Origin of the sequence: Amycolatopsis sp. MEPSY49 (assembly GCF_051337345.1) — a bacterium.
GTDB lineage: Bacteria > Actinomycetota > Actinomycetes > Mycobacteriales > Pseudonocardiaceae > Amycolatopsis.
In genome coordinates this window covers 374,733-398,711 of the sequence record NZ_JBDLYJ010000009.1, presented here as the reverse complement: position 1 = coordinate 398,711, position 23,979 = coordinate 374,733, and the positions used below count along the sequence as shown (strand labels likewise).

The 23,979-nt window shown below is 72.9% G+C and carries 28 protein-coding genes; 12 read left to right on the top strand and 16 right to left on the bottom strand.

The window, feature by feature from the left end; translation table 11 throughout:
• Positions 1-19 precede the first annotated feature (19 nt).
• Positions 20-892 (top strand): DUF3616 domain-containing protein, encoded by an 873-nt coding sequence (locus tag ABFJ78_RS35060; protein ID WP_436391411.1) that lies wholly within the window; start codon positions 20-22, stop codon positions 890-892.
• Here the strand turns inward: ABFJ78_RS35060 and ABFJ78_RS35055 are convergent.
• Positions 889-2,529 carry a CotH kinase family protein gene (locus ABFJ78_RS35055; RefSeq protein ID WP_436391409.1) on the bottom strand — a complete coding sequence of 547 codons (1,641 nt, stop codon included), beginning with the start codon at positions 2,527-2,529 and terminating at the stop codon, positions 889-891. The genes ABFJ78_RS35060 and ABFJ78_RS35055 overlap by 4 nt on opposite strands.
• A gap of 88 nt (positions 2,530-2,617) precedes the next feature.
• The gene (locus tag ABFJ78_RS35050) at positions 2,618-3,304 is read right to left on the bottom strand and encodes a TetR/AcrR family transcriptional regulator (protein WP_436391407.1); all 687 of its coding nucleotides are present in this window, start codon (positions 3,302-3,304) and stop codon (positions 2,618-2,620) included.
• Positions 3,305-3,367: 63 nt separating this feature from the next.
• On the opposite strand from ABFJ78_RS35050, the gene ABFJ78_RS35045 reads away from it, so the two are divergent.
• Complete coding sequence (locus ABFJ78_RS35045) at positions 3,368-4,480, top strand: FAD-dependent oxidoreductase (protein ID WP_436391405.1); 1,113 nt, start codon at positions 3,368-3,370, stop codon at positions 4,478-4,480.
• A 24-nt stretch (positions 4,481-4,504) separates the two neighbouring features.
• Here ABFJ78_RS35045 and ABFJ78_RS35040 read toward each other — a convergent pair whose 3' ends face one another.
• Positions 4,505-4,924, bottom strand: coding sequence for a DUF6069 family protein (locus tag ABFJ78_RS35040; protein WP_436391404.1), 420 nt, complete (start codon positions 4,922-4,924; stop codon positions 4,505-4,507).
• 47 nt (positions 4,925-4,971) lie between these two features.
• Between ABFJ78_RS35040 and ABFJ78_RS35035 the strand changes: the two genes are divergently transcribed.
• The 3 genes from ABFJ78_RS35035 to ABFJ78_RS35025 all read left to right on the top strand — a co-directional run bounded on the left by ABFJ78_RS35035 (position 4,972) and on the right by ABFJ78_RS35025 (position 7,384).
• Positions 4,972-5,484, top strand: coding sequence for a MarR family winged helix-turn-helix transcriptional regulator (locus ABFJ78_RS35035; protein ID WP_436391402.1), 513 nt, complete (start codon positions 4,972-4,974; stop codon positions 5,482-5,484).
• A 42-nt stretch (positions 5,485-5,526) separates the two neighbouring features.
• Entirely contained in the window at positions 5,527-5,985 is a 459-nt protein-coding gene (locus tag ABFJ78_RS35030) for a MarR family winged helix-turn-helix transcriptional regulator (protein WP_436391400.1), read from the top strand.
• Positions 5,986-6,076: 91 nt separating this feature from the next.
• Positions 6,077-7,384, top strand: a complete 1,308-nt coding sequence (locus ABFJ78_RS35025; RefSeq protein ID WP_436391398.1) for an alpha/beta hydrolase — start codon at positions 6,077-6,079, stop codon at positions 7,382-7,384.
• Between the two features lie 2 nt (positions 7,385-7,386).
• Here ABFJ78_RS35025 and ABFJ78_RS35020 read toward each other — a convergent pair whose 3' ends face one another.
• Positions 7,387-8,658, bottom strand: a complete 1,272-nt coding sequence (locus ABFJ78_RS35020) for a vanadium-dependent haloperoxidase (protein WP_436391396.1) — start codon at positions 8,656-8,658, stop codon at positions 7,387-7,389.
• A gap of 114 nt (positions 8,659-8,772) precedes the next feature.
• Between ABFJ78_RS35020 and ABFJ78_RS35015 the strand changes: the two genes are divergently transcribed.
• Complete coding sequence (locus ABFJ78_RS35015) at positions 8,773-9,348, top strand: RNA polymerase sigma factor (RefSeq protein ID WP_436391394.1); 576 nt, start codon at positions 8,773-8,775, stop codon at positions 9,346-9,348.
• Complete coding sequence (locus ABFJ78_RS35010; RefSeq protein WP_436391392.1) at positions 9,345-10,007, top strand: ubiquinol-cytochrome c reductase iron-sulfur subunit; 663 nt, start codon at positions 9,345-9,347, stop codon at positions 10,005-10,007. The genes ABFJ78_RS35015 and ABFJ78_RS35010 overlap by 4 nt, the downstream gene beginning before the upstream one ends.
• A 3-nt stretch (positions 10,008-10,010) precedes the next feature.
• Here ABFJ78_RS35010 and ABFJ78_RS35005 read toward each other — a convergent pair whose 3' ends face one another.
• From ABFJ78_RS35005 to ABFJ78_RS34990, 4 genes are all read right to left on the bottom strand, one after another.
• Positions 10,011-10,769 carry an SDR family NAD(P)-dependent oxidoreductase gene (locus tag ABFJ78_RS35005; RefSeq protein WP_436391391.1) on the bottom strand — a complete coding sequence of 253 codons (759 nt, stop codon included), beginning with the start codon at positions 10,767-10,769 and terminating at the stop codon, positions 10,011-10,013.
• The gene (locus tag ABFJ78_RS35000) at positions 10,766-11,509 is read right to left on the bottom strand and encodes a cupin domain-containing protein (RefSeq protein WP_436391389.1); all 744 of its coding nucleotides are present in this window, start codon (positions 11,507-11,509) and stop codon (positions 10,766-10,768) included. The genes ABFJ78_RS35005 and ABFJ78_RS35000 overlap by 4 nt, the downstream gene beginning before the upstream one ends.
• 10 nt (positions 11,510-11,519) lie before the next feature.
• Positions 11,520-12,077: a TetR/AcrR family transcriptional regulator gene (locus ABFJ78_RS34995; RefSeq protein WP_436391387.1), complete on the bottom strand. Its 558-nt coding sequence runs from the start codon at positions 12,075-12,077 to the stop codon at positions 11,520-11,522.
• 69 nt (positions 12,078-12,146) lie between these two features.
• Positions 12,147-12,662, bottom strand: coding sequence for a winged helix-turn-helix transcriptional regulator (locus ABFJ78_RS34990; protein ID WP_436391385.1), 516 nt, complete (start codon positions 12,660-12,662; stop codon positions 12,147-12,149).
• Between the two features lie 97 nt (positions 12,663-12,759).
• On the opposite strand from ABFJ78_RS34990, the gene ABFJ78_RS34985 reads away from it, so the two are divergent.
• A complete protein-coding gene (locus ABFJ78_RS34985; RefSeq protein ID WP_436391383.1) occupies positions 12,760-14,124 on the top strand; it encodes an MFS transporter in 1,365 nt (454 codons plus the stop codon).
• Here ABFJ78_RS34985 and ABFJ78_RS34980 read toward each other — a convergent pair.
• The gene (locus ABFJ78_RS34980; protein WP_436391381.1) at positions 14,105-14,737 is read right to left on the bottom strand and encodes an NADPH-dependent F420 reductase; all 633 of its coding nucleotides are present in this window, start codon (positions 14,735-14,737) and stop codon (positions 14,105-14,107) included. The two genes, ABFJ78_RS34985 and ABFJ78_RS34980, sit on opposite strands and share 20 nt — an antisense overlap.
• Positions 14,734-15,771 (bottom strand): LLM class flavin-dependent oxidoreductase, encoded by a 1,038-nt coding sequence (locus tag ABFJ78_RS34975; protein WP_436391379.1) that lies wholly within the window; start codon positions 15,769-15,771, stop codon positions 14,734-14,736. Before ABFJ78_RS34975 ends, ABFJ78_RS34980 begins: the two co-directional genes overlap by 4 nt.
• 67 nt (positions 15,772-15,838) lie before the next feature.
• Between ABFJ78_RS34975 and ABFJ78_RS34970 the strand changes: the two genes are divergently transcribed.
• Positions 15,839-16,306: a MarR family winged helix-turn-helix transcriptional regulator gene (locus ABFJ78_RS34970; protein ID WP_436391377.1), complete on the top strand. Its 468-nt coding sequence runs from the start codon at positions 15,839-15,841 to the stop codon at positions 16,304-16,306.
• Here the strand turns inward: ABFJ78_RS34970 and ABFJ78_RS34965 are convergent.
• Together ABFJ78_RS34965 and ABFJ78_RS34960 are read right to left on the bottom strand one after the other, a co-directional pair.
• On the bottom strand, positions 16,303-17,439 hold the full coding sequence (locus tag ABFJ78_RS34965; RefSeq protein ID WP_436391375.1) for an acyl-CoA dehydrogenase family protein: 1,137 nt from the start codon (positions 17,437-17,439) through the stop codon (positions 16,303-16,305). The two genes, ABFJ78_RS34970 and ABFJ78_RS34965, sit on opposite strands and share 4 nt — an antisense overlap.
• Positions 17,440-17,504: 65 nt before the next feature.
• Positions 17,505-18,176, bottom strand: coding sequence for a TetR/AcrR family transcriptional regulator (locus tag ABFJ78_RS34960; protein ID WP_436391373.1), 672 nt, complete (start codon positions 18,174-18,176; stop codon positions 17,505-17,507).
• Positions 18,177-18,289: 113 nt separating this feature from the next.
• Here ABFJ78_RS34960 and ABFJ78_RS34955 point away from each other — a divergent pair, with 113 nt between their 5' ends.
• On the top strand, positions 18,290-19,483 hold the full coding sequence (locus ABFJ78_RS34955; protein WP_436391371.1) for an oxygenase MpaB family protein: 1,194 nt from the start codon (positions 18,290-18,292) through the stop codon (positions 19,481-19,483).
• A 10-nt stretch (positions 19,484-19,493) separates the two neighbouring features.
• Here ABFJ78_RS34955 and ABFJ78_RS34950 read toward each other — a convergent pair whose 3' ends face one another.
• Both ABFJ78_RS34950 and ABFJ78_RS34945 read right to left on the bottom strand, forming a co-directional pair.
• Complete coding sequence (locus ABFJ78_RS34950) at positions 19,494-19,880, bottom strand: bacteriophage spanin2 family protein (RefSeq protein ID WP_436391369.1); 387 nt, start codon at positions 19,878-19,880, stop codon at positions 19,494-19,496.
• Between the two features lie 17 nt (positions 19,881-19,897).
• Positions 19,898-20,821: a TerC family protein gene (locus ABFJ78_RS34945; protein WP_436391367.1), complete on the bottom strand. Its 924-nt coding sequence runs from the start codon at positions 20,819-20,821 to the stop codon at positions 19,898-19,900.
• Positions 20,822-21,005: 184 nt separating this feature from the next.
• On the opposite strand from ABFJ78_RS34945, the gene ABFJ78_RS34940 reads away from it, so the two are divergent.
• Together ABFJ78_RS34940 and ABFJ78_RS34935 are read left to right on the top strand one after the other, a co-directional pair.
• A complete protein-coding gene (locus ABFJ78_RS34940; RefSeq protein ID WP_436391365.1) occupies positions 21,006-21,299 on the top strand; it encodes a helix-turn-helix transcriptional regulator in 294 nt (97 codons plus the stop codon).
• 41 nt (positions 21,300-21,340) lie between these two features.
• Complete coding sequence (locus ABFJ78_RS34935) at positions 21,341-21,565, top strand: DUF5808 domain-containing protein (RefSeq protein ID WP_436391363.1); 225 nt, start codon at positions 21,341-21,343, stop codon at positions 21,563-21,565.
• A 4-nt stretch (positions 21,566-21,569) separates the two neighbouring features.
• Here ABFJ78_RS34935 and ABFJ78_RS34930 read toward each other — a convergent pair whose 3' ends face one another.
• Both ABFJ78_RS34930 and ABFJ78_RS34925 read right to left on the bottom strand, forming a co-directional pair.
• On the bottom strand, positions 21,570-23,009 hold the full coding sequence (locus ABFJ78_RS34930) for an ATP-binding protein (protein ID WP_436391361.1): 1,440 nt from the start codon (positions 23,007-23,009) through the stop codon (positions 21,570-21,572).
• Complete coding sequence (locus ABFJ78_RS34925; protein WP_436391486.1) at positions 23,006-23,692, bottom strand: response regulator transcription factor; 687 nt, start codon at positions 23,690-23,692, stop codon at positions 23,006-23,008. The genes ABFJ78_RS34930 and ABFJ78_RS34925 overlap by 4 nt, the downstream gene beginning before the upstream one ends.
• Positions 23,693-23,979: the final 287 nt, after the last annotated feature.

Sequence of the window (23,979 nt, the reverse complement as noted above, 5' to 3'; positions counted from 1 at the left end):
CCCGGTTTACACTCGGACCGTGGCGAAGCGGAAAGACGTGAAGCCGACGCCGTTCCGCGAAAGGAACGGCGAAAACCCGTTCAACGCCTCGGGCGTGGTTCGGACGGGTGCACGGCGCTTCGCCTTCGTCGACAACAAAGACCCCACCGCATTGTTCGAAATGACGTTCGACAGTGACTGGGAGGACGTCGGACGCATCCGCCGGCGCCGGCTCACCGGGGCGGGGGAGCTGAGCGATCCCGAAGGCCTCACCCGGATCGACCACGACGGCGAGACTTTCCTCGTCGTCTCCTCGTCCCTGTCGGTGGAGCGGAACCGGGTCAACGACGGCCTGGTGCGCGTCCGGTACCGCCCGGACGGCGACCTGCCCGCCGAACCGATGACCGGGTTCCGGGCCTGGCTGCTCGACCACCTGCCCGCGCTCGCCGCGCCCGGCAGGCGGAAACCGGACGACGACGGCCTGAACGTCGAGGGGCTCGCTTGGGACGCGGAGCCGAGCGCGCTCCTGCTCGGCCTGCGCGGACCGGCCGTCCCCGGCCACGTCACCTTGGTTCACGTTCCCGTCGACCTCGGCGGGAAGTGGACGACGGACGCACTCGGCGGCCCCACCGTGCGCTCGGCCGCGCTCCCGCGATCCACGGCGGCGCAAGGGATCCGCGATCTCTCCCGCACCGGGCCGGACGGCGACCTGCTGGTCCTGCTCGGCCGGTCGGCCAGCCACGACGACGCGCCGTTCCGGCTCGGCACCTGGCCCCGCGGCGGCGACGCCGTCCGGTTGCTCGACATCACCTTCCACCGGACCGCGAAACCCGAAGGCGTCACGACGTTCTCCGCCGGCGGCGAGCGGAAGATCCTCGTCGTCGACGACAACGGCGGTTACGCGGTCCTCTAGGAGAAGTACAGTTTCGACGCCGCCGGGTCCTGGACGACCCGGGGCCGCCCGGACGGCGCCGGATCGGCGGCGAACGCCGCGCCCGCCCCGGTCCGGACGCTCGTCAGCGTGAAGTAGCCGCTGTAGGCGAACGGGTCGTCCGGCGGATCGACCGGGGTGACCGAAAACTCTTCGGCGTGGTCGGTGTTGTCGGCCGCGCGCGTGGCGAGCAGCTTGTGGCCCTGGGCCGACGACGTCGTGCTCGCGTGCAGGAACCGGCCGGACGCCTTGACGGCGAGCGACTTCCCGGTGCCGAGCGCGTCGAAGCACCACAGGTCCGCTTCGTCGGCTTTGGCCGGCCGCGGCCGGTGGACGACCTCGAAGCTGCCGGTTTCGAAGGTTTCGGTGCCGCTGGCGTGCATGCACTCATTGGTGACGTCTTCGCGGACGTAAGCTCCCTCGGCGTCGGGCAGGCCGCCGCACAGGTAGCCGGCGGACGCCGCGAGCCGGAGCTGCTTGCGGACGACGGTGAGCTGCGCGGGCACGTCGGGCACCCCGAGCCCGGTCAGCAGCGCCGCCATCCGGTCGAGCAGCGGCTTGAGCACCGTTTCCTGGGTCTTGGTGCCGAAGACGCTCTCGCGGTAGGCGCGGATCTGGCCGATCAGCTGCGCGCGGCGGCCCGGGTCGTCGCGCACGAGCTTGGCGAGCAGCCCGGCCGTGTCGATCCGGAAGTGCCGGGCCGGCTGCAGCGTCTGGTCGAGGCCCCACGGGATCAGCTTGAACCGGATGTCGCCGACGCCGGGAGCGGCGACGGCGGCCTTGTCGTTGTAGACGTAGGTGTTGTTGGTGTTGCGGGAATAGCCGTCCCAGTGCTTGAGGAAGAACTCCATCGCGTACAGCTTGACGAACTGGTCGAGGTCGAAGACCTCGCTCGCGCCGGCCAGTCCGTGCGCGGCGATGTGCTCGATGGCGAACTTCAGGTCCGCCTTGTCCTCGAACTTCGACAGCGATTCCACGCCGATGGCGCCGAACCGCGCGGCGACGAAGTCGTCCTTGTGCTCCAGCTCGTACAGGTTTCCGTCGCTGTGCCGGAAATTGCGCTCGATGTAGCGCGGCATGATCGGCTCGACGTTCACGAAGACGCCCGGGCTGTTGACGCCGGCGACCCCTTGGCCGATCGGTGTGCCGTTCACGAGCACCTTCGCGAAGTTGCCGCGGGAATGGGGGAGGCCGGCGAGTTCGAACAGCCGGTAGCCCAGCAGCTGCCGGAGGTAGGAAAGGTCCTGGACCGAGTTGTTGAGCGTCAGGTAACGCGATCCGATCAGGTCCCGGATCGGCGCTTTGTCGGCATCGCCGAACTTTCCGAAATCGACGTGCAGGCACGGCTTGTCGCTGCTGATCGACCCGCAGAAGGACTTCTTCTTGATCCCCACGTCGGTGAACTTCGTCTTCGCGGGGAACTTGGTCCCGGAGATCGTGACCGTCGCCTTCCGCCAGGTGTAACGGCTTCCGCCGGTCCAGTCGAAGTTGCACACGCCGCCGGCCGGCTGCTCGGTGCGCACGGCGTCCCAGTCGGTCGGCGGCAGCGTGATCTCGACCGTCAGCACATTGTCGATCTCGTAGAGGGAATCGAGTGCTTGCTGCTCCTGGGCGCCCATCCCGTCATGGTACGACCGATTTCTTCCGACCGGACGCGCAAAAAATTCAGCAACGAATTTCGCGTTCGGGCCTTTTCCCGTTGCTGTGTCACCCGGCCGGGGGGAGGTGGACGGCGGCGATGCCGGCGAGGACGAGGTCCAGCCCGGCGAGGAACTGCTCGCGGTCGTCGTGCCCGCGCACCTCGGCCGCCACCGCCCGGGTGAACGGGTACTCGTCCGGGTCCAGTTCCTCCCACGCCGTCGAGACCGCGTCGAGGAATTCCGCGCGGTCCCCGCCGGGCGCGGCGCCCGCGTTGTTCGCGGCGTTCTGGCCGGCGGCGCCGAAGATGTAGCTCACCAGCGCCGAGGTCGTCGTGAACAGGTGGCCCTCCGGCACGCCCAGCGCGCGGACCTGGCGGCCGATGCCTTCGAAGATCCGGGCCGTCACCGAGCCCCACGGGTTGCGTGAGAGCTGCAGCGCCAGCTGCGTGGCGAGCCACGGGTGCCGCTCGATCGCGTCGAACAAGCCGAGCGCGACCGCGCGGATCTCCTCGCGCGGCGAGCCGGGGGAGCCGACGGCCAGCGCGGCGGCGATCACCCCGTCGGTCGCCGCGTCGAGCAGCTCGCCCTTGTTCGCCACGTGCCAGTAGATCGCGCCGGCCCCGGTGGCGAGGCGCTCGGTCAGCGTCCGGAAGGTCAGCCCGGCCTCGCCGGTCGTGTCGAGCAGTTCGACCGCCGCTTCGACGATCCGTTCCCGGCTGAGTGCCTCGGCGCGCCGGCGGGTCCGTGGTGCCATGCCTCATCTTGACATACCTGGAACAGTGTTCCAACATGGAATAACATTCCAGAAGGAGGCATCATGAACGTCACGATCATCGGAGCCGGGCTCGGCGGTCTCGTCCTCGCCCGCGTCCTGCACGTCCACGGCATCGCGGCCACGGTCTACGAGGCCGAGCCGTCCGCCGCCGCCCGCAAGCAGGGCGGCCTGCTCGACATCCACGTCGGCACCGGCCAGGTCGCCCTCGAAGCGGCCGGCCTGACGGACGAGTTCCGCGGGCTGGTCCTGGCCGGTCACGAGGCCACCCGCGTCCTCGACCGCGACGGCACCGTCCTGCACGACGAAACCGACGACGGCACCGGAGGCCGCCCCGAAGTACCACGCGGCGAGCTGCGGCAGCTCCTGCTCGACTCGCTCCCGGACGGCACCGTCCACTGGGGACGCAAGGTCACCGGCGTCCGCGCGCTGGGCGGCGGCCGGCACGAGGTCGCGTTCGCCGACGGGACCGCCGTCACCACGGACCTGCTGGTCGGCGCGGACGGCGCCTGGTCGAAGGTCCGGCCGCTGCTCTCGCCGGCGACGCCGGAGTACATCGGCCGGTCGTACGTCGAGACCTTCCTGTACGACAGCGACACCCGGCACCCGGCCGCGGCGAAGGCGGTCGGTGCCGGGGCCCTGCTCGCGCTCGCTCCGGGCAAGGGCATCCAGGCCCACCGGGAGAAGGACGGCACGCTGCACACCTACGTCGCGCTGACCCACCCGATCGAGTGGTTCGGCGACTTCACCGACGCGGCCGCCGCCGTCGAGCGGACGGTGCGGGAGTTCGAGGGCTGGGCCCCCGAGCTCACCGCGCTGATCACCGACGCCGACACCGCGCCGGTTCTGCGCCCGCTCCACAGCCTGCCGGTCGAGCACCGGTGGGAGCGCGTGCCGGGGGTGACGCTGGTCGGCGACGCCGCCCACCTCGCGGCCCCGAACGGCGAAGGCGCGAACCTGGCGATGCTCGACGGCGCCGAGCTGGCCCTGGCCCTGGCCGGGCACGACGACGTCGAGACGGCACTGGCGGAGTTCGAGCGGGCGATGTTCCCCCGGAGTGCCGAGGCGGCCGCCGACGGCAACGAGCTCCACGAGCTGCTCTTCGGCGACGACTCACCCCACGGCCTGGTCACCATGTTCACCGCGGCGGATCGGTGACTCGTCCCGGGTGCGGGCAAGCGCTTACCCCGCGTGGGGTGCCGGAGCCGCCGGGGCCGTTGCCCGCAGGGTCGGGCGGAGGGCGAAGACGACCGCGCTGGTGACCGCGAGGTGCATCAGCATCAGCCCGACGACGTTGGCAACGGTGGCGCCGGCCGTCAGCAGGAGCAGGTCCGGGATCCAGGTCAGGACGAGCACGAGGGGAACCAGCACTCGCAGCACCTTCGGATTGCGGCGGGCGATCAGGCCCCAGCCGGCCGCGCCGGCGAGCAGGCCCAGCACCGTGGCGGGCAGGTAGGCCGCGGGGTTGAGGCCCATGCCGATGCCGCCGTCGTCGAGGGCGGACGCCGCGAGCGCGATCACCGTGTTGACGGCGGCCGCCGCCACGACGGCGACCCCCAGGCGGAGAGCCGTGGCGGAGGTCAGGGTGGCGGTGGTCGGCATCGCTCCTCCTTGGGTTGCGTGTTAAACCCAAAGGTAGTTTGGGTTGCGTGTTAAAGTCAAGCGTGCGCGAAGCGGTGGAGCCGTTCGACCGGCTGGACGATGACGAGCGGCGCGCGTGGGTCAACCTGGCGAAGGTGCTGCTCACGCTGCCGGGAGCGCTGGAAAGCCAGCTGCTGCGGGACGCCGACCTGACGTTGCTCGGCTACATGATCCTGGCGCGGCTCTCGGTGGTGCCGGGGAACAGCCTGCGGATGAGCGAGATCGCGGAGATGGCCAACGGGTCGCTGCCGCGGATCTCCCACGCGGTGGCCCGGCTGGAGGACCGCGGGTGGGTGACGCGGAAGGTGTGCACCGGGCAGGGGCGCCGCTTCACGACCGCGACCTTGACCGACGCGGGGCGCGCGCAGCTGGCGACCGCGTCCCCCGCGCACGTCGCGAACATCCGGCGTCTGGTGATCGAACCCCTCGGCGCCGACTTCGTGCGGCTCGGGGACGCCGTCCAGCGGGTCGTCGAGAACCTGGGGCTGCCCACCGAGGTGCACCAGCGGCCGAAAGCCTGACCGGCCCGGGCGCCGGGGCCCGCCGTCGGTCACCATGGGACCGTGTCCCAGCCCGTTCCCGCTCCGGAAGCCGCCGGCCCCGGCCTGCTGTACCTCGTGAAGCAGCTCGAACTCGCCGTGCGAGCCCGGCTGGACGAGGTGCTCCGCCCGGTCGCGCTCACCCCCTTGCAGTACACCGCGCTCACCGTGCTGGAACGGCGGTCCGGGCTCGCCACCGCCGAACTGGCGCGCAACTCCTTCGTCACCGACCAGGCGATGGCCGACATGGTCGTCGCGCTCGAACGGCGGGGTCTCATCGCGCGGGAAGGCGATCCGCGGGACCGGCGGCGGCGGGTGATCGGGCTGACCGGCCCCGGTCAGGAGGTCCTCGACCGGGTACGCGACGACGTCGCCGCGCTCGAACAGCGGATGCTCGCGCAGCTGAACCCCCGCGACGCGGCCCGGTTCCGCGCGTACGTCGTCGCGTGCCACGCGGCGCTGGCCGACCGGCCGTCGCACTGAAGGACAGGAAACCTGTACATCTCGCGCCCGGCGTGGGACTCTCGGTGCCACATCGAGCCGGGCGTGACGGCCCGGGGTGAGGGGCACCACCATGCGCGTTCTGGCGCTGCTCGGCGCGATCCTGCTGGCGGCCGGCCTGGCCCCGGGGGTCGCGGCCGCGGCCACGAGCGAACACCACACGGGGCAGCTGCCGGACGGGGCCACCTGGGTGGCGGACGTGCCGGCCGCCTGGAACGGCACGACCATCCTCTACAGCCACGGGTTCGGCCCGCTCGCCGCGCAGGACGCGCCGAACGACGAAACCCGGGAAGCGCTGCTCGGCGGCGGGTACGCGCTGGTCGGCTCGTCCTACAGCGGACCGTCGTGGTGGGCGCTCGCCGCCGCCGTCGACGACCAGTTCGGCGCGCTGGCGGCGGTCGAGCGGCTGACCGGTCACCCGCGCCGGACGATCGCGTGGGGCACCTCGATGGGCGGCCTCGTCAGCGCCCTCGAAGCCGAACGCGGCGGGCTCGACGGCGTGCTGAGCACCTGCGGGCTCGTCGCCGGCGGCTTGAACCTGAACAACTACCAGCTGGACGGCGAATACGCGCTGGCCCACCTCCTCGCGCCCGCACAGGACGTCAAGCTCGTGCGGTTCGCGAGCCCGGCCGAGGCGAGCGCGTCGGCCGCCGCGCTCACGAAGATCGCCACCGACGCGCAGGCCACGCCCGCCGGGCAGGCGCGCATCGCGCTCGCCGCCGCGCTGATGAACGAGCCCGGCTGGTTCACGGGCCCGACGCCGCCGGTCGGCTACGCGGACCAGGAAGTCCAGCAGCAGCAAGAACTTTCGCAGCTCGTGCTCGGGTTCGTCGTTTCCGGCCGGTACCAGATCGAGCTGGCCGCCGGCGGCAACAGCGCGTTCACCGCCGGCGTCGACTACCGCGCGCTGCTGGCCGGCAGCAGCCACGCCCGCCAGGTCCGGCCCCTCTACCGCGCGGCCGGCCTCGACCTCGACGCCGACCTCGCGACGCTCACCCGCGACGCCGACATCCGGCCGGACCCGCAAGCCGTGCGCACCCTCGCGCGCACGTCCGCGGTGACCGGCCGGCTGCGCGTCCCGACGCTGGACATCCACACGATCGCCGACCAGCTCGTGCCGGTGGAGCAGGAAGACTGGTACGGCAAGCAGGTGCACCGCGCGGGCGCCGGTGCCCTGCTGCGCCAGGCCTACGTCGGCGCGACCGGGCACTGCGCGTTCCGGACGTCGGAGACGGTCGCGGCCTTGCACGCGCTCGAGTCGCGGATCGAGACCGGGCGGTGGGGCGATGCCACGGAGCCGCGCCGCCTCAACGAAGCCGCCGGCGGCACCGGCCGGTACGTGCGGTTCGAGCCGCCGTCGCTGACCGGTGCCCGCCGGTAGGGCTACGACCGCAGGACGACCGCGGCGACGTCGAGGCCGAGCTGCCGGCCGGCTTCGTGGTCGAGCCGGGTGTGGACGCCGGCGACGATCCGGCTGAGCGCGGCTTCGTCGGCGGCGTCCTGGAACGTGGCGAACCGCCGGACCACCCCGGGCAGCGCTTCGGACGTGACGGACAGGGGCCACCGCGGCCCGAACTCCTGGCGCAGCACCAACGCGCCCGCCTGCGAGACGACGCTGTGCGCGCCCGGGTACGCCGGGTCGGCCGGGGTGGTGGCGAGGCTCGACCAGTCCGGAATGCCGTCCGTCGCGGGGTTCCCGTCGGCGCCGGCGAGGCGGATCGCGGTGATCGGCCGCCAGATCCGGTAGTGGTACTTGGCTTCGTAGAACGCGATCACGGCGTCGGCGAAGGCCAGGTTCAGCCGCGCGAACACCCGCGCCGCGACGACCAGGCCGCCCCGGGAACCGCCGACGACGGACTGCGCGATCTCGTTCCAGTAATTCCAGATCGGGGCCGCCCAGAACCTCGCTTGCGCGGTCTCGTCGGCGGTGCGGGTGGTGCTGGTGTCCCGTCCGGCCGCGGCCACTTCGCGCAGTGCCTTCGCGTACCGGGTGCCGGTCAGCGCGGGGTAGGGGCCGGGCCGGAACCGGTCGGCGCGGTCGAGCACGAACGGCGTCACGGCGGCCCAATGGGTGAACGCGCCGGGCGCGAACGCGGGCGGTGCCGGCCGGTACTGCCCCGGCGCGGTGCCCGGGGGTATCGCCGGCGGGACCGCGGCCGAGCCGTCGTTCGCCCGCAGGCCCAGCAGCAGGCGGGCGACGAGCCCGCCGGCCCGCGCGCCGGCCGCCCGGCCCGCCGGGTGCACGCGGGCCAGCTGGCCCGCCAGCAGGTTCGCGAACTCGCCCGCGCGACTGGGGTACAGCGCGGCCAGCACGTCATGGGCGGCTTGCGCCGCCGCCGCTTCCGGGTCCGCCGCGCCCGGGACGTCGACGGTGAACAGGTAGGGCCGCCCGGTGCCGGTCGTCGCGACGACGGCGTCGTGCACCGCCGCGTGCAGCAACGCGAAGCTGCGGGTCGGGTGCACGGTCGCGGGTTGCAGGCCCGCGGTGCGGACGGTGGTCAGCAGCTCCCGGTTCCAGGCGAGGACGACGTCCGCGCCGCCCCGCCGGTCCGGGGCCGCGGCGACGGCGGGTGCCGGCAGGCCGGTGGTGGCGAGCACGGCGGCGGCCGCCCCGCCCGTGACGAGCAGGTGCCGTCGCGACATCGATGTGGTCATTTCTCTCCCCGGTTCCAGCGGATGGTCGCTTCCGGATACGGTCACCGGTTACGGCGTAACCCCGGTCCGTATCCCTCAGGTGGCGGGAGAATTCGGTAGGGGAGAAGGCGGGCGGTGCCGGTGGCACAGCGGTTCCGGCGCAAAAGCGCCGAACAGGACGAAGCGGCACCGAGACCGCGGCTGCACGCGGTCGGCGCGGACGGCTACCCGGACTGGGAGGCGGTCTACCGCGACAACGTCGATCGCCTGTACCGGTTGATGTTCTCGAAGGTGGGCAACCGGCCCGACGCGGAAGACCTCACCACCGAGGTGTTCCTGACGGCGCTGCGGCCGCTACGCGTCTCGGCGAGCGTCGGCGAGGTCCGGGCGTACCTGCTGGCCACCGCGCGGACGGTGCTGGCCGGGCACTGGCGGCGCACGCTCGGCCGGGAGATCACGACGCTCGACGAGGAGCGGGACGTCGCGGCGTTCGAAGCCGGTGCCATCGACCCGCGGACGCCGGCGCGCGCCGAGGCGATCCTCGCGCAGCTGCCCGAGCGGTACGGCCGCATCCTGCGGCTGCGGTTCCTGCAGGCGTGCTCGCTCAAGGAGGCGGCGGCCGAGCTGGACATCACCGTCGGCAACGCGAAAGTGCTGCAGCACCGCGCGTTGCGGCAGGCGGCCCAGGTGGCGGAAGGGATGGAGCCGTGACGACTCGAGGTGCCCGCCGGTTCGTCGAGGACCTGCTGCGGCGGCGCCGGCCGCGCCCGTTCACGGCCGGCCCGGGCGACGAGGCCGAGCTGCGGACCGCGGTGCTGCTGCGCGCCGCCCGGCCGGGTGCCGGGGCGGCGAGCGAGGAGTTCGTCGCCGGGCTGCACCGCAAGCTCGCCCAGGAGCTCGGCGACTCCGCACCGGCCGGCAACCGCCGCCGGTTCATCCAGGTGTCGTCGGCTGCCGCGGTGGCCGCCGCGGCGGGCGCGGGCGTGGAACACCTGGTGACGTCCGGGGGCGAACCGGCCGCCGATGACGTGCTCCGCCCGGAAAACGGTGAGTGGCGGACGGTCGCGGCCGCGCACGACCTGCCGGAAGGTGGCGTGCTGCCGTTCGACTTCGGCGCGGTGGCGGGATTCGTCCGGCGCTCGGGGGGCGAGGTGAGCGCGGTGTCGGCGACGTGCACGCATCTCGGCTGCCGGCTCGACCTGGACGCCCCCGCGCGGCGGCTCGACTGCCCGTGCCACCGGACGTCGTTCGCGGTGGACGGCGCGGTCCTCGTGCACCAGCTGCCGGTGACGCCGCCGCCGTTGCCGCACCTGGTGGTGCGCGAGGCCGGGGGAGTGGTCGAGGTGCTGGTCCCGCCCGCGGGGGCGTGACCCTCAGCGCAGGTACGAGGCCCCGTTGACGTCGAGGATCGCGCCCGAACTCCACGCCGCTTCCGGCGAGGCCAGGTGGACGATCGCGGCGGCGACGTCCTCGGCCGTCCCCACCCGGCCGAACGGGCTCTGCTCCCGCAGCTCGTCGCCACCCGGGCCGGCGAGCTTGGTCTCCTGGCGTTCGGTGGCGACGAACCCCGGCGCCACGGACGTCACCGAAATCCCGTGTGGCGCCAGGGCGATCGCCATCGACTGGCCGAACGCCTGCAGCGCCGCCTTGCTCGCGCCGTAGGCCGGGTGCTCGGGTTCGCCGCGGAACGCGCCGCGCGAGCCGACGTTGACGACGCTGCCCGGACGGCCCTGCTCGATCAGGTGCCGGGCCACCGCCCAGGTGACGTTCGCGGCGCCGAGCAGGTTGACCTCGACCGTGCGCCGCCACACCTCGACCCACTGGTCGTAGCCGACTTCGGCGACGGCGTGCCGCGTCTGCTCGGTCGGGGCCTGCGCGGCGTTGTTGACCAGCACGTCGACCCGGCCGAGCGCCGCGACCGCGTCGTCGGCGACCCGCCGCGCCGCCACCCGGTCGCCCAGGTCGCCGGCCAGGCACACGTGCCCGGATCCCTCGAGTTCGCGCAGCGTCGTCTCGGCGTCCTCGCGACGCGTGCCGTAATGGACGGCCACGCGGTAACCGCGGGCGGCGAACGCTTTCGCGGTGGCGCGGCCGATTCCGCGGGACCCGCCGGTCACGAGCACGCCCTTCACTCGCCGTCCTCCGCGATCAGGTCGAGCCGCGGGGTCTCGCCGGGGCCGACCGGGAACTGGGCGAGGAACGTGACGCCGTCGTCCTGCGCGTCGAAGCGGGCGATCCGGGTGGCTTCCGGTTCGTAGAACACGTCTCCGGGCCGCAGCAGCGTCTCGGCCTCGCCTTCGATCTGGTAGACGGCGGACCCGGTCTCGATGCTGCCGAAGACCGGTCCATTGTGGACGTGCAGGCCGGCGCCGAAGCCGGGCGCGATGGTGATCCGGCGGACCTCGACGAGCTCGACCAGCCGCGGCGCCGGCAGCCGCTGTTCCAGCACGAGCGTCCGGGTGACGGGCTCGGCCGGGACGGGCGCGGGTTCACCGCCGGCGACCGGGTCGCCGATCTCGGTAGCGGTGCCGTCGCCGGGGATCTCCTCGATGGCCAAGTGGGTCATCGCGGTCGTGTCGGTGGCGCCGTGCCAGTGCCACTCCCCGGCGGCGACGCGGACCGTGTCCCCGGGCCGGACCAGCTGGGCCGGGCCGCCGCGGCGCTGCACGTACCCGGTGCCTTCGGTGACGACGAGGACCTGGCCGAGCGGGTGCCGGTGCCAGCGGGTGCGGGCCCCGGGCGCGAACTGCACGCGGTCGACCCGCGTGCGCGACGGGCCTTCGGGGACGGCGAGCGACGTGACCCACGCGCTGCCGCTGATCGCGTCGGCGGGTGCGGCAGTGCTGGTCTGCGGGACGGGACGGACGTGCACGAAGGACTCCTCAGTGGACGGTGAGCAGGGCGAGGACACCGGAAACGGCCTGGTCGAAGGGTTCGGGCGCGTTCGCGGCGCGAGCGAGCACGTAACCGCCCTGCAGGACGGCGACGACGGTGGCGGCCAAGGCGGCGGGGTCCAGCCCAGCGGGCAGCTCACCCGCGGCCCGGCCTTCGCCGAGGACCTCGGCCAGCCGCGCGCGCAGGCGGGTGAGCGTCGCGTCGACCGGGGCGCGCAGCTCCGGATCGGCGACGATCTCGGGGTCCTGGGTGAGCCGGCCGATGGGGCAGCCGCGCAGCACTTCGCGCTCGCGACGCAGGTACGCGGTGATCCGCTCGACGGCGGTACCGGGGCCGCCCAGCTGTGCTTCGGCGGCGGCCAGCAGCTCGTCCGCGCTGCGTCGCACGGCTTCCAGCGCGAGCTCGCGCTTGCCGGAGAAGTGGTGGTACATGCTGCCCTGCCCGGCGCCGGCGCGCTGCTGGATGGCCTTCGGGCTGGTGCCGACGTACCCGCGTTCCCACAGCAGCTCGCGGGTGCTGTCGATGAGCTGGTCCCTGGTGTCCACGTCCGGCACTGTACATACTAGTAGGTACAGAAAGCCAGAGACTTCGTTGCCGACGCTGTCGCGGGCGGCTCAGTGGATGGGCCGAAGGAGGGGCCGCGGCTGCGAAAGAATCGCGCTGACCTGGCCGTCTTCCTGGGACGGCGTCAGGCCTGGACCCGGAGTCATCACCGTCTCGATGAGTGCCACGTCCTCGCCGCAGCGCAGGCAGGTCCCGGACTGCGCGACTTCGCCGTCGCAGCCCGCGTGGACGAACACGCGCCGCCGGCCGGACGGCGCGTAGTGCTCGTCGCCCCACGCCGACAGGGCGCGGACGACCGGCCAGAGCCCCCGGCCCTTCGCCGTCAGCTCGTACTCGCTGCGCTTGCCGGAGCCCGGCACGCGCGCCAGCACGCCTTCGCCGATGAGGAACTCCAGCCGTTCGGTCAGCACCGCGCGCGGGATGCCGAGGTGCTCGACGAAATCGCTGAAGCGGCGAACGCCGAACACCGCGTCGCGGACGATCAGCAGCGTCCAGCGCTCGCCGACGATCTCCAGCGCGCGGACCATCGAACAGGCCTGGTTCGTGTACTCGCGGGGCAGCGCCATGCGTCCAGTCTGCCACAGAAGAGTTCGTTCATCGAACCAATCGTGCTAGTCTCCGCGGCGAAAGAGTTCGGTCACTGAATCAACTGTGGGAGTCCGCATGGCCAGCCGCCCCGGAGCCGTCCTCGTCGCCTCCGGCGGCGGCACGCTGCTCGCGCTCTTCGTCTTCACCGCGCCGCTGTCGATCGTCCCGGCGGTGGCGGGCGGGCTCGGGGCCGGCGCGGTCGCGACGTCGTGGATCCTCAGCTCGATGAGCCTCGGGCTGGCCGTCGCGCTGCTGCCGGCCGGCGCGATCGGCGACGACTTCGGCCGGCGGCGTGTCTTCGTCGCCGGTGCCGTCGTGACGGCCGCCGGGTCGGTGCTGTGCGCGGTCGCGCCCGGGCCGCTGACGTTCATCGGCGGCCGCGTGGTCGAAGGCCTCGGCTCGGCCGCGCTGATCGCGTGCGGGCTCGCCGTGCTCGGCCCGGCGTTCCCGGACGCCGCCGGCCGCAGCCGCGCGACCGGCCTGTGGGGAGCCTGCCTGGGCGCGGGCATCGCGATCGGCCCGCTGGCCGGCGCGGCCCTCGACCACGGCTGGCGCGTGCTCTACGTCGTGATCGCGGGGTTGTCGCTCGGTGTCGCCGTGCTCGGCCGGGTCCTGCTGGCGGAGTCGGAGTCGGACCGCGCGCGGACGGTCGACCTGCCGGGCGCGCTGCTGCTCGGCGGCGGCCTCGCGGCGCTGCTGGCCGCGCTGACCGAAGGCCGGCAAGGCTGGACGGACCCCCTGGAACTGGCGTTGATCGCGGCGGCGGTCGGGCTGCTCACGGCGTTCTTCGCGCACCAGAACCGCTCCGGTGGCGGCATGCTCGACCCGGCGCTCTTCCGCCGCCCGGCCCTGGTGTCGGCGACGGCCGGCGCGTTCGTGGCGGGCGCCGGGGTCACCGCCCTCATGGCGTTTCTCTGCACGATGCTCGAAACCGGCCTGGCGCTGAGCCCGCTCGTGTCGGCGCTGGTGGTGCTCGCCTGGTCGGCGACGAGCGTGGTCTCGGCGGTGCTGACGCGCCGGCTCCCGGCGTCGTTCTCCGGCGGCGCGCGGCTGAGCGCCGGCTTGCTCGTGGTCGCGGCAGGGCTGGTGCCGCTCGCGTTCGTCACCCCGGGCTCGGGTCCGGCGTCCCTGCTGCCGGGCCTGGTGGTGGCCGGGTCCGGGACGGGCGTGGTGAACGCGTCCCTGGGGCGCGAAGCGGTGGCGAGTGTGCCGCCGCACCGGACCGGGATGGGCAGCGGCATCAACAACACGAGCCGCTACGTCGGCGCGGCGCTCGGCGTCACGGTGGTCAGCGTGCTGGCCGTCCACCCGTCCCCGGCCGGTCTGACCGCGGGGTGGAACGCCGCGGTCGTGGTCGGCATCGCGGTGTCGCTGGCCGGGGCGGCGGCGATCGCGGCGCTGACGGCCCGGGCGAAGCGCGTCACGCCGGCGGCGGTGTGAAGCGGTCGAGCATGGCGCGCAGCTCGGCCGCACCGACGTTCGCGCCGAAGGCTTCGGCGCCGGGCTCGAGGCGGACGCCTTCGGCCAGCGGGCCGGCGACGACCGGGTCGAAGCCCAAGGTGTCGACCAGGTCCGCCACCCGGGCCACGTCGGCCGGGTCGTCGCCCGCGAGCGCGATCGCCTTGCGGCCCGCGGTGCCCGGAGGCCGGGCTTCGTCTTCGAGGTCGTGGTAACCCATGTGGTTGAACGCCTTCACGACGTGCGCCCCCGCCAGGAAGGCCTGAACCGTTTCGCTGGTCGAGCGGCGCAAGTCGGCGCGGACGCCGTCGACCTCCCACCAGTAGTTCATCGCGTCGACGACGAGCTTGCCGGCGAGCGCCGCCGCCGGGATCGTCCGGTACTTGCCCAGCGGCAGCGCGAGCAGCACGACGTCCGCCTTCGCCGCCGCCTCCCCGGCGGGCACCGCGACCGCGCCGGGCGTGAGGACGTCGACGGTGAGCGCGATCTTCTCCGGTGCCCCGGAGCCGGCGACGAGCACGTCGTACCCGGCCGCGAGGGCGAGGCGCGCCAAGACCGTGCCGACCTTGCCCGCGCCGAGGATGCCGAGGATCATTCCGCCGCCGCGAGGAGGTCGCGCACCATCGGGATCACCTTGGCGCCGTACAGCTCGACCGCGCGCCGGCGCGCGCTCACCGGCTGGGCTCCCGCGGTGTAGATCAGGTCGAACCGGCCGACGCCCAGCTCCGCGACCGCGCGGGCGATCTTGCGGGCGACGGTCTCCGGCGACCCGATGTACAGCGAACCGTGCTCGATCTCGCGGTCGTACTCCTCGCGCCGGATCGGGGCCCAGCCCCGCAGCGCCCCGATCCGGTCGCGGATCACGCGGTAGTGCGGCCAGAACACTTCGCGCGCCTGCTCGTCGGTGTCGGCGACGAAGCCGGGGGAGTGCATGCCGACCGGGTGCGCGGTCGTCCCGAACTGCGCGGCCGCCTTGCGGTAGAGGTCGACGTACGGCGCGAACCGCCCGGGCGGCCCGCCGATGATCGCCAGCATCAGCGGCAGGCCGTGGCGGGCGGTGCGGATGACCGACTGCGGCGAACCACCGACGCCGACCCACGTGCTCAGCCGTCCGCTTTCGGTCTTCGGGTGGACGTCGGCGTCTTCCAGCGGCGGCCGCAGGGTTCCGTGCCAGGTCACCGGCTTCTCGTCGAGCAGCCGCACGAACAGGTCGAGCTTCTCCTCGAACAGCGCGTCGTAGTCGCTCAGGTCGTAGCCGAACAGCGGGAACGACTCGGTGAACGAACCCCGGCCGAGGATGACCTCGGCGCGCCCGTTCGAGAGGGCGTCGACCGTCGCGAAGCGCTGGAACACGCGGACCGGGTCGTCCGAGCTCAGCACCGTGACGCCCGACGACAGCCGGATCCGCGACGTGCGCGTGGCGATGCCGGCCAGCACGGTCTCGGGCGTGGAGATCGCGTACTCGGGCCGGTGGTGCTCGCCGAGCGCGAGCACGTCGACGCCGAGTTCGTCGGCGAGCACGGCCTCCTCGACCACCTGCCGGATGGCCGCGGCGGGGGAGAGCGGGCGCCCGGCGTCGTCCTCCGGGACGTCGCCGAAGGTGTCGAGCCCGAATTCCACATCAGTCACGAGAACTCCTTTGATTGACACGTCAATCATCCGCTCGATATGATTGACGTGTCAACCAGGAGGTGTGGTGACCCAGCCGACACGACGGCGGCGCGTGCTGCCGACCACGGAGGAGCTGCGCGTCTGGCGCGGGTTCATCGAGACCGCCGAGGCGCTGCGTGCCGAGCTCGGCGCGCGCCTGCAGGCCGAGTCCGGGCTATCGCCCGGCGACTATGCGGTCCTGCTCGCCCTCAGCGAGGCTCCGGAGCGGCGGCTGCGGTCCTCGCAGCTCGCCGACGACGTCGGCTGGGAGCGCAGCCGCCTGTCGCACCACCTCGGCCGGATGGAGAAGCGCGGCCTGATCCGGCGGGAGGAGTGCCGGACGGACAACCGGGGCGCCGAGGTCGTGCTGACACCGGAAGGCGACGCGGCGTTCCGCGCGTCGACGGTCCCGCACCTGACCGCGGTGCGCGAGCTGTTCGTGGACGCGCTGACCCCGGAGCAGCTCGCCGCGGCCGGCGAGGTCGCGGCGGCGCTCCGGGCCAACCTCGGCTAGAGCCCGTAGCTCTTGCCGATGATGTCGCGCTGGATCTCGCTCGTCCCGCCGTACACAGTGGACACCACGGTCGACCGCAGCAGGCGTTCCATGCCGTACTCGGTCGCGTACCCGTAGCCGCCCAGCATCTGCATGCCGTCGAGGGCCATCGCCTTCGCGAACTCCGTCGCCTTGAGCTTCGCCATGGACGCCTCGCGCGGCAGCGGTTTGCCGGCCGCCGCGTCGATCTTGCGGGCGACGTCGTGCACCAGCAGGCGGGTGCACTCGAGTTCGGTGGCGTGGTCGGCGATCCGGTGCCGCAGCGCCTGGAACGAGCCGACCGGACGCCCGAACTGCCGCCGCTCCTTGACGTAGGACACCGTGTCGTCGAACGCGCGGCGCGCGGTGCCGAGCATCAGGGCCGCCAGGATCATCCGTTCCAGGTTGAGCCCCGCCATCAGCTGGCGCCAGCCCTGCCCGACCTCGCCGACCACCGCGTCCCCGGGCAGCGCGCAGCCGGTGAAGTAGAGGTCGTTCACCTCGCGCCCGCCCATCGTGTCGATGCCGTGCACCGCCAGGCCGTCGACGCCCGCGGGCACCGAGAACATCGTCAGGCCGTCGTGCTTGCCGCCGTCGGCGGACGTGCGCGCGACCAGCAGGATGTGCTGGGCGATGTGGGCGTTGGAGCACCACGTCTTCTGGCCGTCGACGACCCAGCCGTCGTCGTGGCGGACCGCCTTGCACGCCAGCGCCCCGACGTCGGAGCCGGCGCCGGGCTCGGACATCGAAACGGCGAGAACGTCACCGCGGAGGAAGGCGCCGAGCACCTCGTGCTTGCGCTCCTCGGCGGCGAACTTCTCGTAGGACGCCGCGGTGATCACCGACGTCGCGAACCCGCCGATCGGCGCCTGGTGGTAGGCCGTGGTCTCCAGGAACAGGACCAGGTCGAGCATGCCCTGGCCGGCGCCGCCGTACTCGGCCGGCACGGCGACGCCGAGCCAGCCCAGGCCGGCCATCTTGCGGTACAGCGCGTCGTTGTGCGGGTTCCGGCCGTCTTCGGTGAGCTCCAGCCACTTCTCGCGGGTGCCCACCTCCCGGCGGCAGAAGTCGTCGACGGCGGCGACGAAGTCGCGCTGTTCGGTGGTCAGGCTCACGGACGCTCCCGGCGGTCGGAGAGATACAAAGCAACCTGCTTTGTATCTTCATATCCGGGGGTGGCTCAGGTGTCCAGCATCGGGACCAGGTAGCGGCGGGCCAGGTCGGCCAATTGCGCGTCGTCGTCGAGGTCGACGACGTGGCTCGGGATCGCGAGGAAGGACGCGGACACCCGGACCATCAGCTCGGCCACGACCTCGACGTCGAGCTCGGCGGACACGGTCCCGGCGTGCTGCTCCCGCCGCAGCTGGCCGGCCACGAACCGCTGCACGGTGGCCAGTGTCCGGCCGCCGTCGGTGATCATGGACGAGGCGAGCAGCCCCGGTTCGGCGGCGATCAGCCCGCCGATCAGCGGGTTGCCGCGGATGGCGCGCAGCGAGCTGACGAAACCGAGGACGACCCGGTCGGCGACGGTCTCGGCCTGCGTGATCTCGGCGAGGAACCGGTCGAAGTAGCGGCGGTACTCCCGGCGCACGACGTGCTCGACCAGCGTGTCCTTCGTGGCGAAGCGCCGGTAGACGGTGATGCGCGACAACCCGGCCCGCTTGGCGACGTCCTCCATGGTGGACCGCTGGATGCCCAGTCGGCAGAACTGCTCGTAGGCCGCGTCGAGCACGCGGACGCGGATCTCGTCGGCGTCGCCGACCTGCTCGAGTGCGTCGGTGTAGGCGCGCTCCAGGAGCGACTCCGCGCCCGGCGCGGAGGTGAACGGCGACACCACGGGTTCCACGGCCACCTCCTGATCCTTCCAGCCTAGGTCTTGTGGGTCGCGGCACGACATGCTCTGATACAGAGTGCCAGTTCGCGTATCTGAGTATCACTTCTGATCTCGACTCCTGAGGAGCAGCGATGGCCGAATTGACCCGCCGAACCGCGTTGAAGCGAGGCGGAGCACTGGGAGTGGTGGGCGCGGCGATGTGGACGTGGCCGGCCGAGGCGTCGGTCGCCCGCACCGGGACGGGCGCGGATCCCCGCTGGGTGTGGGACCCGGAGGCCGACGCGCTGCTCGCGTCGGTGATCGACCGCGGCGACGTGCCGGCGGTGAACGCGGCGCTGCGGACGTGGCAGAAGAACGACCAGCCCCTGCCCGGCGGCCTGCCCGCGGACGTGCGCGACTTCGTCGAGCGGGCGCGGCAGCTGCCGTCGTGGGCAGACCACGGCAAGCTCGCGACGTCGTTCGCGTTCACCGAGAAGCGCGGGCTCTACCTGGGCGTGCTGTACGGCCTGGCGAGCGGGATGATCAGCACGGTCATCCCGCACGAGGCCCGCGCGGTGTACTACTCCAAGGGCGGCGCGGCGATGAAGGACCGCATCTCCAAGACCGCCAAGCTCGGCTACGACATCATGACGCGCAACGCCTTCGAGCCCACCGGCGAGATGATCGTGACGTGCGTGAAGACCCGGCTGGTCCACGCGGCGGTGCGCCACCTGCTGCCGCGGTCCCCGCAGTGGACGGGCACGGCCGACCAGACGATCCCGATCAGCCAGCGCGACCTGCTGGTGACGTGGCACAGCCTCCCGACGACCGTGATGAAGAAGCTGGTCGAGTGGCAGGTCCCGATCCCGCGCGCGGAGTCCGAGGGGTACCTGCATTCATGGCAGCTCACCGGGCACCTGCTCGGCATCATGGACGAGTACCTCCCGGCGTCCTGGGCGGAGGCGAACTCCCAGGCCGACCAGGTGCTGACGCCGGTACTGGCCCCGACGGACGAGGGCATCGAGCTGGCGGAAATCCTGCTGAACCTCGGGTCCACGGTGGACGGTGGCCTGCTGAGCACGCACGTCCTGGGCGCGTTCACGAGGTTCATGCTGGGCGACCGGATAGCGAACTGGCTGCACATCCCCCGCGAGCCGGTGTGGGACCCGCTGCTGAACGTGGCATGGGGTCCGTTCATCGCGGTCCGCGAGGGGCTGCTGCCGTTCCCCCTGGCCCCGGCGGCGTACTGGACGTTGGACGAGTTCCTCCGCCAGGCGGCGCTGCTGTTCCTGTCGGAGGGACGGCCGATCAGCATCGAGATCCCGGAGACCAACCGGCCGTCCTGACCGGTTCCGCTCAGAGGCCGCAGGCTTTCGTGAGCGCGGAGACCCGGTCGGTCTTCTGCCGCACCCAGTCGGCCGGGCCCGTGACGAGGTCGTCGACCGTCGTGTGCCGGAGGGTTTCCGACAGGGAGCCGATCGCGTCGGCGACGGTGGTGTTCGCCGCGCGCTCGGCCAGGCCGGCCAGTTCGTCGCCCGCCGCGTGGGCGCGGTCGGCCGCCGCCTGCGGGTCGGTGAGGTCCGGGGGCACCGTGGCGATCCGCACGGCTTCGGTGCACACGCTCACCGTCGAGGCGGCGTCGCCGACGCGGCCCGCCGTTTCGGCGGCCGCGCCGCACGCGGTGAGGCTCAGTACCAGGCCGGTGCCGATGGCGGCCGCCGTCAGTCGTTTCGTCGAACGCATTGCGAGGATTCCTTTCGTCAGGACGAGCGGACCGCGGCGCGGGTCCGAACCAAACTGGCGACGACGGCCGTCGCGAGGATCGCGCCCACCACCGCCAACGACAGGCCCGTCGGGATCTTCCAGACCTCCAGCAGCAGCATCTTCGCGCCCACCCAGACCAGCACCAGCGCCAAGCCGAGCTTCAGGTAGACGAACCGGTGCATCAGGTCCGCCAGCAGGAAGTACAACGCGCGCAGGCCCAGGATCGCGAACGCGTTGGACGTGAACACCAGGAACGGCTCCTGCGTCACCGCGAAGATCGCCGGGATCGAGTCGACCGCGAACACCACGTCGGTCACCTCGATCAGCACCAGCACGGCCAGCAGCGGCGTCGCCACCCAGCGGCCGGCTTCGCGGACCAGGAACCTGCCGCCGTGGTGGACGTCCGTCGACGGGACGAGCCGGCGGAACACGCGCAGGACCACGTTCTGCTCGTAGTCCGCGGGTCCCGCGCGGTGCAGCGCCATCCGGATGCCGGTCAGGACCAGGAAAGCGCCGAACACGTAAAGGATCCAGGCGAAACTCGCCAGCAGCGCGGAGCCGGCCGCGATGAACACCGCCCGGAACACCAATGCGCCGAGGACGCCGTAGAACAGGATCCGGTGCTGGTGTTCGCGCGGCACGGCGAAGTAGCCGAAGATGATCGCGAACACGAAGACGTTGTCCACCGCCAGGGACTTTTCGATCACGTACCCGGCGAAGTACTGGCCCGCGAACTCCGCGCCCCAGACCCACCAGACGACGGCGCCGAACGCGACGCCCAGCGCCACCCACACGCCCGACCACGTCAGCGCTTCGCGGACGCCGACGACGTGCGCCTTGCGGTGGGCGAACAGGTCGACCGCGAGCATGAGCAGGATGACGCCCAGCACGGCGGCCCAGGCCCAGAAGGGGACGGTCACGGCACACTCCTCCGGTTCGGTGCGAACCGGAGGTCTTCCCGGCCACCGCGAGGTGGCGCCGGCACCGGGTCTGCGCCGGGGCAGCCGTACTGACGATGCCGGACCGGGGCGGGTACTCCCCTCCGTCCACTCCAGAATGACGAACTGGGCTTCGTCTGTCAAGTTTGGACGGCTAAACTGCCGTATGGCTTCGTGGACGTTCCTGAGCAACCACGCGCACGTCCTGCTGTGCCTGGCCGAGGACCCGGACCACCGGCTGCACGACATCGCCGAGCGCGTCGGCATCACCGAACGCGGCGTGCAGCTGATCCTCGCGGACCTGATCGCGGACGGCTACGTCGAACGCGAGCGCGTCGGCCGCCGCAACCACTACACGATCCACCCCGAAGGCCGCCTGCGGCACCCGCTGGAGGCCCACCACCGGGTGGCCGAGCTGGTGGCGGCGCTGGGGCACCCGCCCCCGCCGGTTGACCGCTGATCGCCCGCGGGTCCACGCTGGCCGGCGGGAAGGTGATGCCGATGCCGGAAACCCACGACGACCCGCCGCGGCCGGTCGAACCCCAGGGCCGCGCGGCCGGCCTCCCGTACGACTGGCGGCGCCCGACCGCCGCGCGGATCCGGGCCCGGATCTGGAACCCCGGCGATCGGCGGCTCTGGACGCCGAAGACGTTCGGCTGGGGCTACGACCTCAACTTCTACTGGGTCGCCCACCCTCGACGCTACCTGCGGGCCCGCCGGCGCTGAACCCTCAGCTCAGCAACGGCAACGAGAGCCGGAAACACGCGCCTTCGCCGACCGCCGTCTCCAGTTCGACGTCGCCGCCGTGGGCGCGGGCGAGCGACCGGGCGATCGACAGCCCCAGGCCCGCGTCCGCGCCGCCGGAGCGGGTGCGGGACCGGTCGGCGCGGTAGAAGCGGTTGAACGCCTTTTCCGCCTGCGCGGCCGTCATGCCCGGACCCTCGTCGGCCACCTCCAGGACCGCGCGGCCCGCCGCCGTGCCGACGCCGATGCGGACGCTCGTGCCCGGTGGCGTGTGCGCGGCCGCGTTGCCCACCAGGTTCGTGACCACCTGCCGGAGCCGGGCTTCGTCCGCGTCGACCGGGGCCGGGCCCGGCGGTCCGTCGCCGCCCGGACCGGTGAGGGTGACCGTGCGGGACGGGTCGAGCGCGCGCAGGTCGTGGCGCGCGTCGCCGGCGAGGGTGCGCAGGTCCATCGGGGCCCGGTCGAGCTGTTCCTCGGGTGCTCCGTCGAGCTGGGCGAGCAGCAGCAGATCCTCGGTGAGCGCGGTGAGCCGGGTGGCTTCCCGGTCGATCCGGCGCATCGCTTCGTCCACATCGGACGGTCCGGGCAGCGCGCCCATCCGGTAGAGCTCGGTGGACCCCTTGATGCCGAACAGCGGCGTGCGCAGCTCGTGGCTGACGTCCGCGACGAACGCGCGCATCCGCGCCTCCGACGCCGCCCGGGCGGCGAACGCGTCCTCGAGCTGGCCGAGCATGGTGTTGAGCGATGCCGCGAGGTGCCCGATCTCCGTGCCGGGCGGCGCGAGGACCGGGACGCGGCGGGTGAGGTCGCCGCCGGCGATCGCGGCCGCCGTGTGCTCGATCCGGCGCAGCGGGCGCAGGCCCCGGCCCAGGGCGAACCAGCCGGCCGCGGTCAGCACGACGAGCAGTGCGGCCCCGGTGACCAGGCTGCTCACCCGCAGCTGGGCGATCGTGGCGTCGGCTTCGGCGAGCGGGGCGGCCGAAACCACCGTCCCGCCCCAGCGGACGGCCGGGCGCGCGACGGCCCGCCAGCGTTCCGAGCCGTCGGCGGCGCGCAGGTCGACGCCGCTCCCGTCGGTGGGGACCGTGCGCAGCGCGTCGAGCGGCGGCAACGCCGACCCCGGTACTCGGGAGGAGTGCAGGCCGCCCACCACCGCGCCACCGGCGTCCAGGTAGACGACGTACGGCGTGCCGAACAGGTCGAGCGCGGGGTCGAGGAGATCCGGCCGGACGGCGGGGTTCCCGGCCGGGGGCGGGCTCGCCGCGAGGGAGATGAGCTCGGTCATCGAGCGCAGCTGGCCGTCGAGGCGGTCGAGCTGGAAGCGTTCCAGCCGGTCGGCGACGAGCGCGCTGACGAGGGTCAGGCCGGCCAGCAGCAGACCCGTGGTGAGCAGCAGCAGCCGCGCCCGCAGCGACAGCCGCTTCACCGCCGGGGCTCGCGCAGCACGTAGCCCACGCCGTGCACGGTGTGGATCAGCTTGGGTTCCTCGGTGTTGACCTTGCGCCGCAGGTAGGAGATGTAGGTGTCGACGATGCTGGCGTCGCCGCCGAAGTCCTCGCGCCACACGCGGTCGAGGATCTGCGCCTTGGACACGACCCGGCCGGCGTTCTCCATCAGGTAGCGCAGCAGCCGGAACTCGGTGTCGGACACGCGGACGGGCCGGCCCGCGCGCGTCACCTGCCGGCCGTCGGCGTCGAGGGCGAGGGTGCCCACGGTCAGCACGGCGGCCGGGTGCCCGGCGGTCCGGCGGAGGATCGCCCGGATCCGCGCGATCAGCTCCGCCAGGTCGAAGGGCTTGGTGACGTAGTCGTCGGCGCCGAGGGACAGGCCGGTGACCTTGTCGGCCTGTCCGTCGCGCGCGGTGAGGAAGAGGACGGGCACCGGCCGGTGCTGCTCGCGCAGCCGCCGGACCACTTCGAAGCCGTCCGTGTCCGGCAGCATGACGTCGAGCAGCACCAGGTCGGGCGGTTCTGCGGTGGCCGCGGCGACGGCTTCGCCCGCCGTCGCCGCGGAGGTCACCCGGAAACCGGCGAACCGGAGCGCGGCGGAGAGCAGCTCGCGGACGGTGGGCTCGTCGTCCACCACCAGCAGCCGGGTCATCTCGTCCATGCCCGCGAGGATACGGAGACCGCGGACGAGCAGGTTGCCCGCGAACCCGGCGACGGCCCCGCCCGCGGCCCCGGCGGCGAGGGCGAGGAGCGGGTTGGCGGCGAGTTGCGCGCCGAGGACGGGGACCGAGAAGCCGAACGCGGTCACCGAGAGGTCGACGGAGAACCGCGAGAGGAGGGCTGTGACGCCGAGGACGACCCCGACGACCGCGGCGAGCTCCGCGGCCTGACGCAGGGGTGGGCGGGGCCGGCGGACGGCGACGGCGATGCCGCAGCCGAGCAGCACCG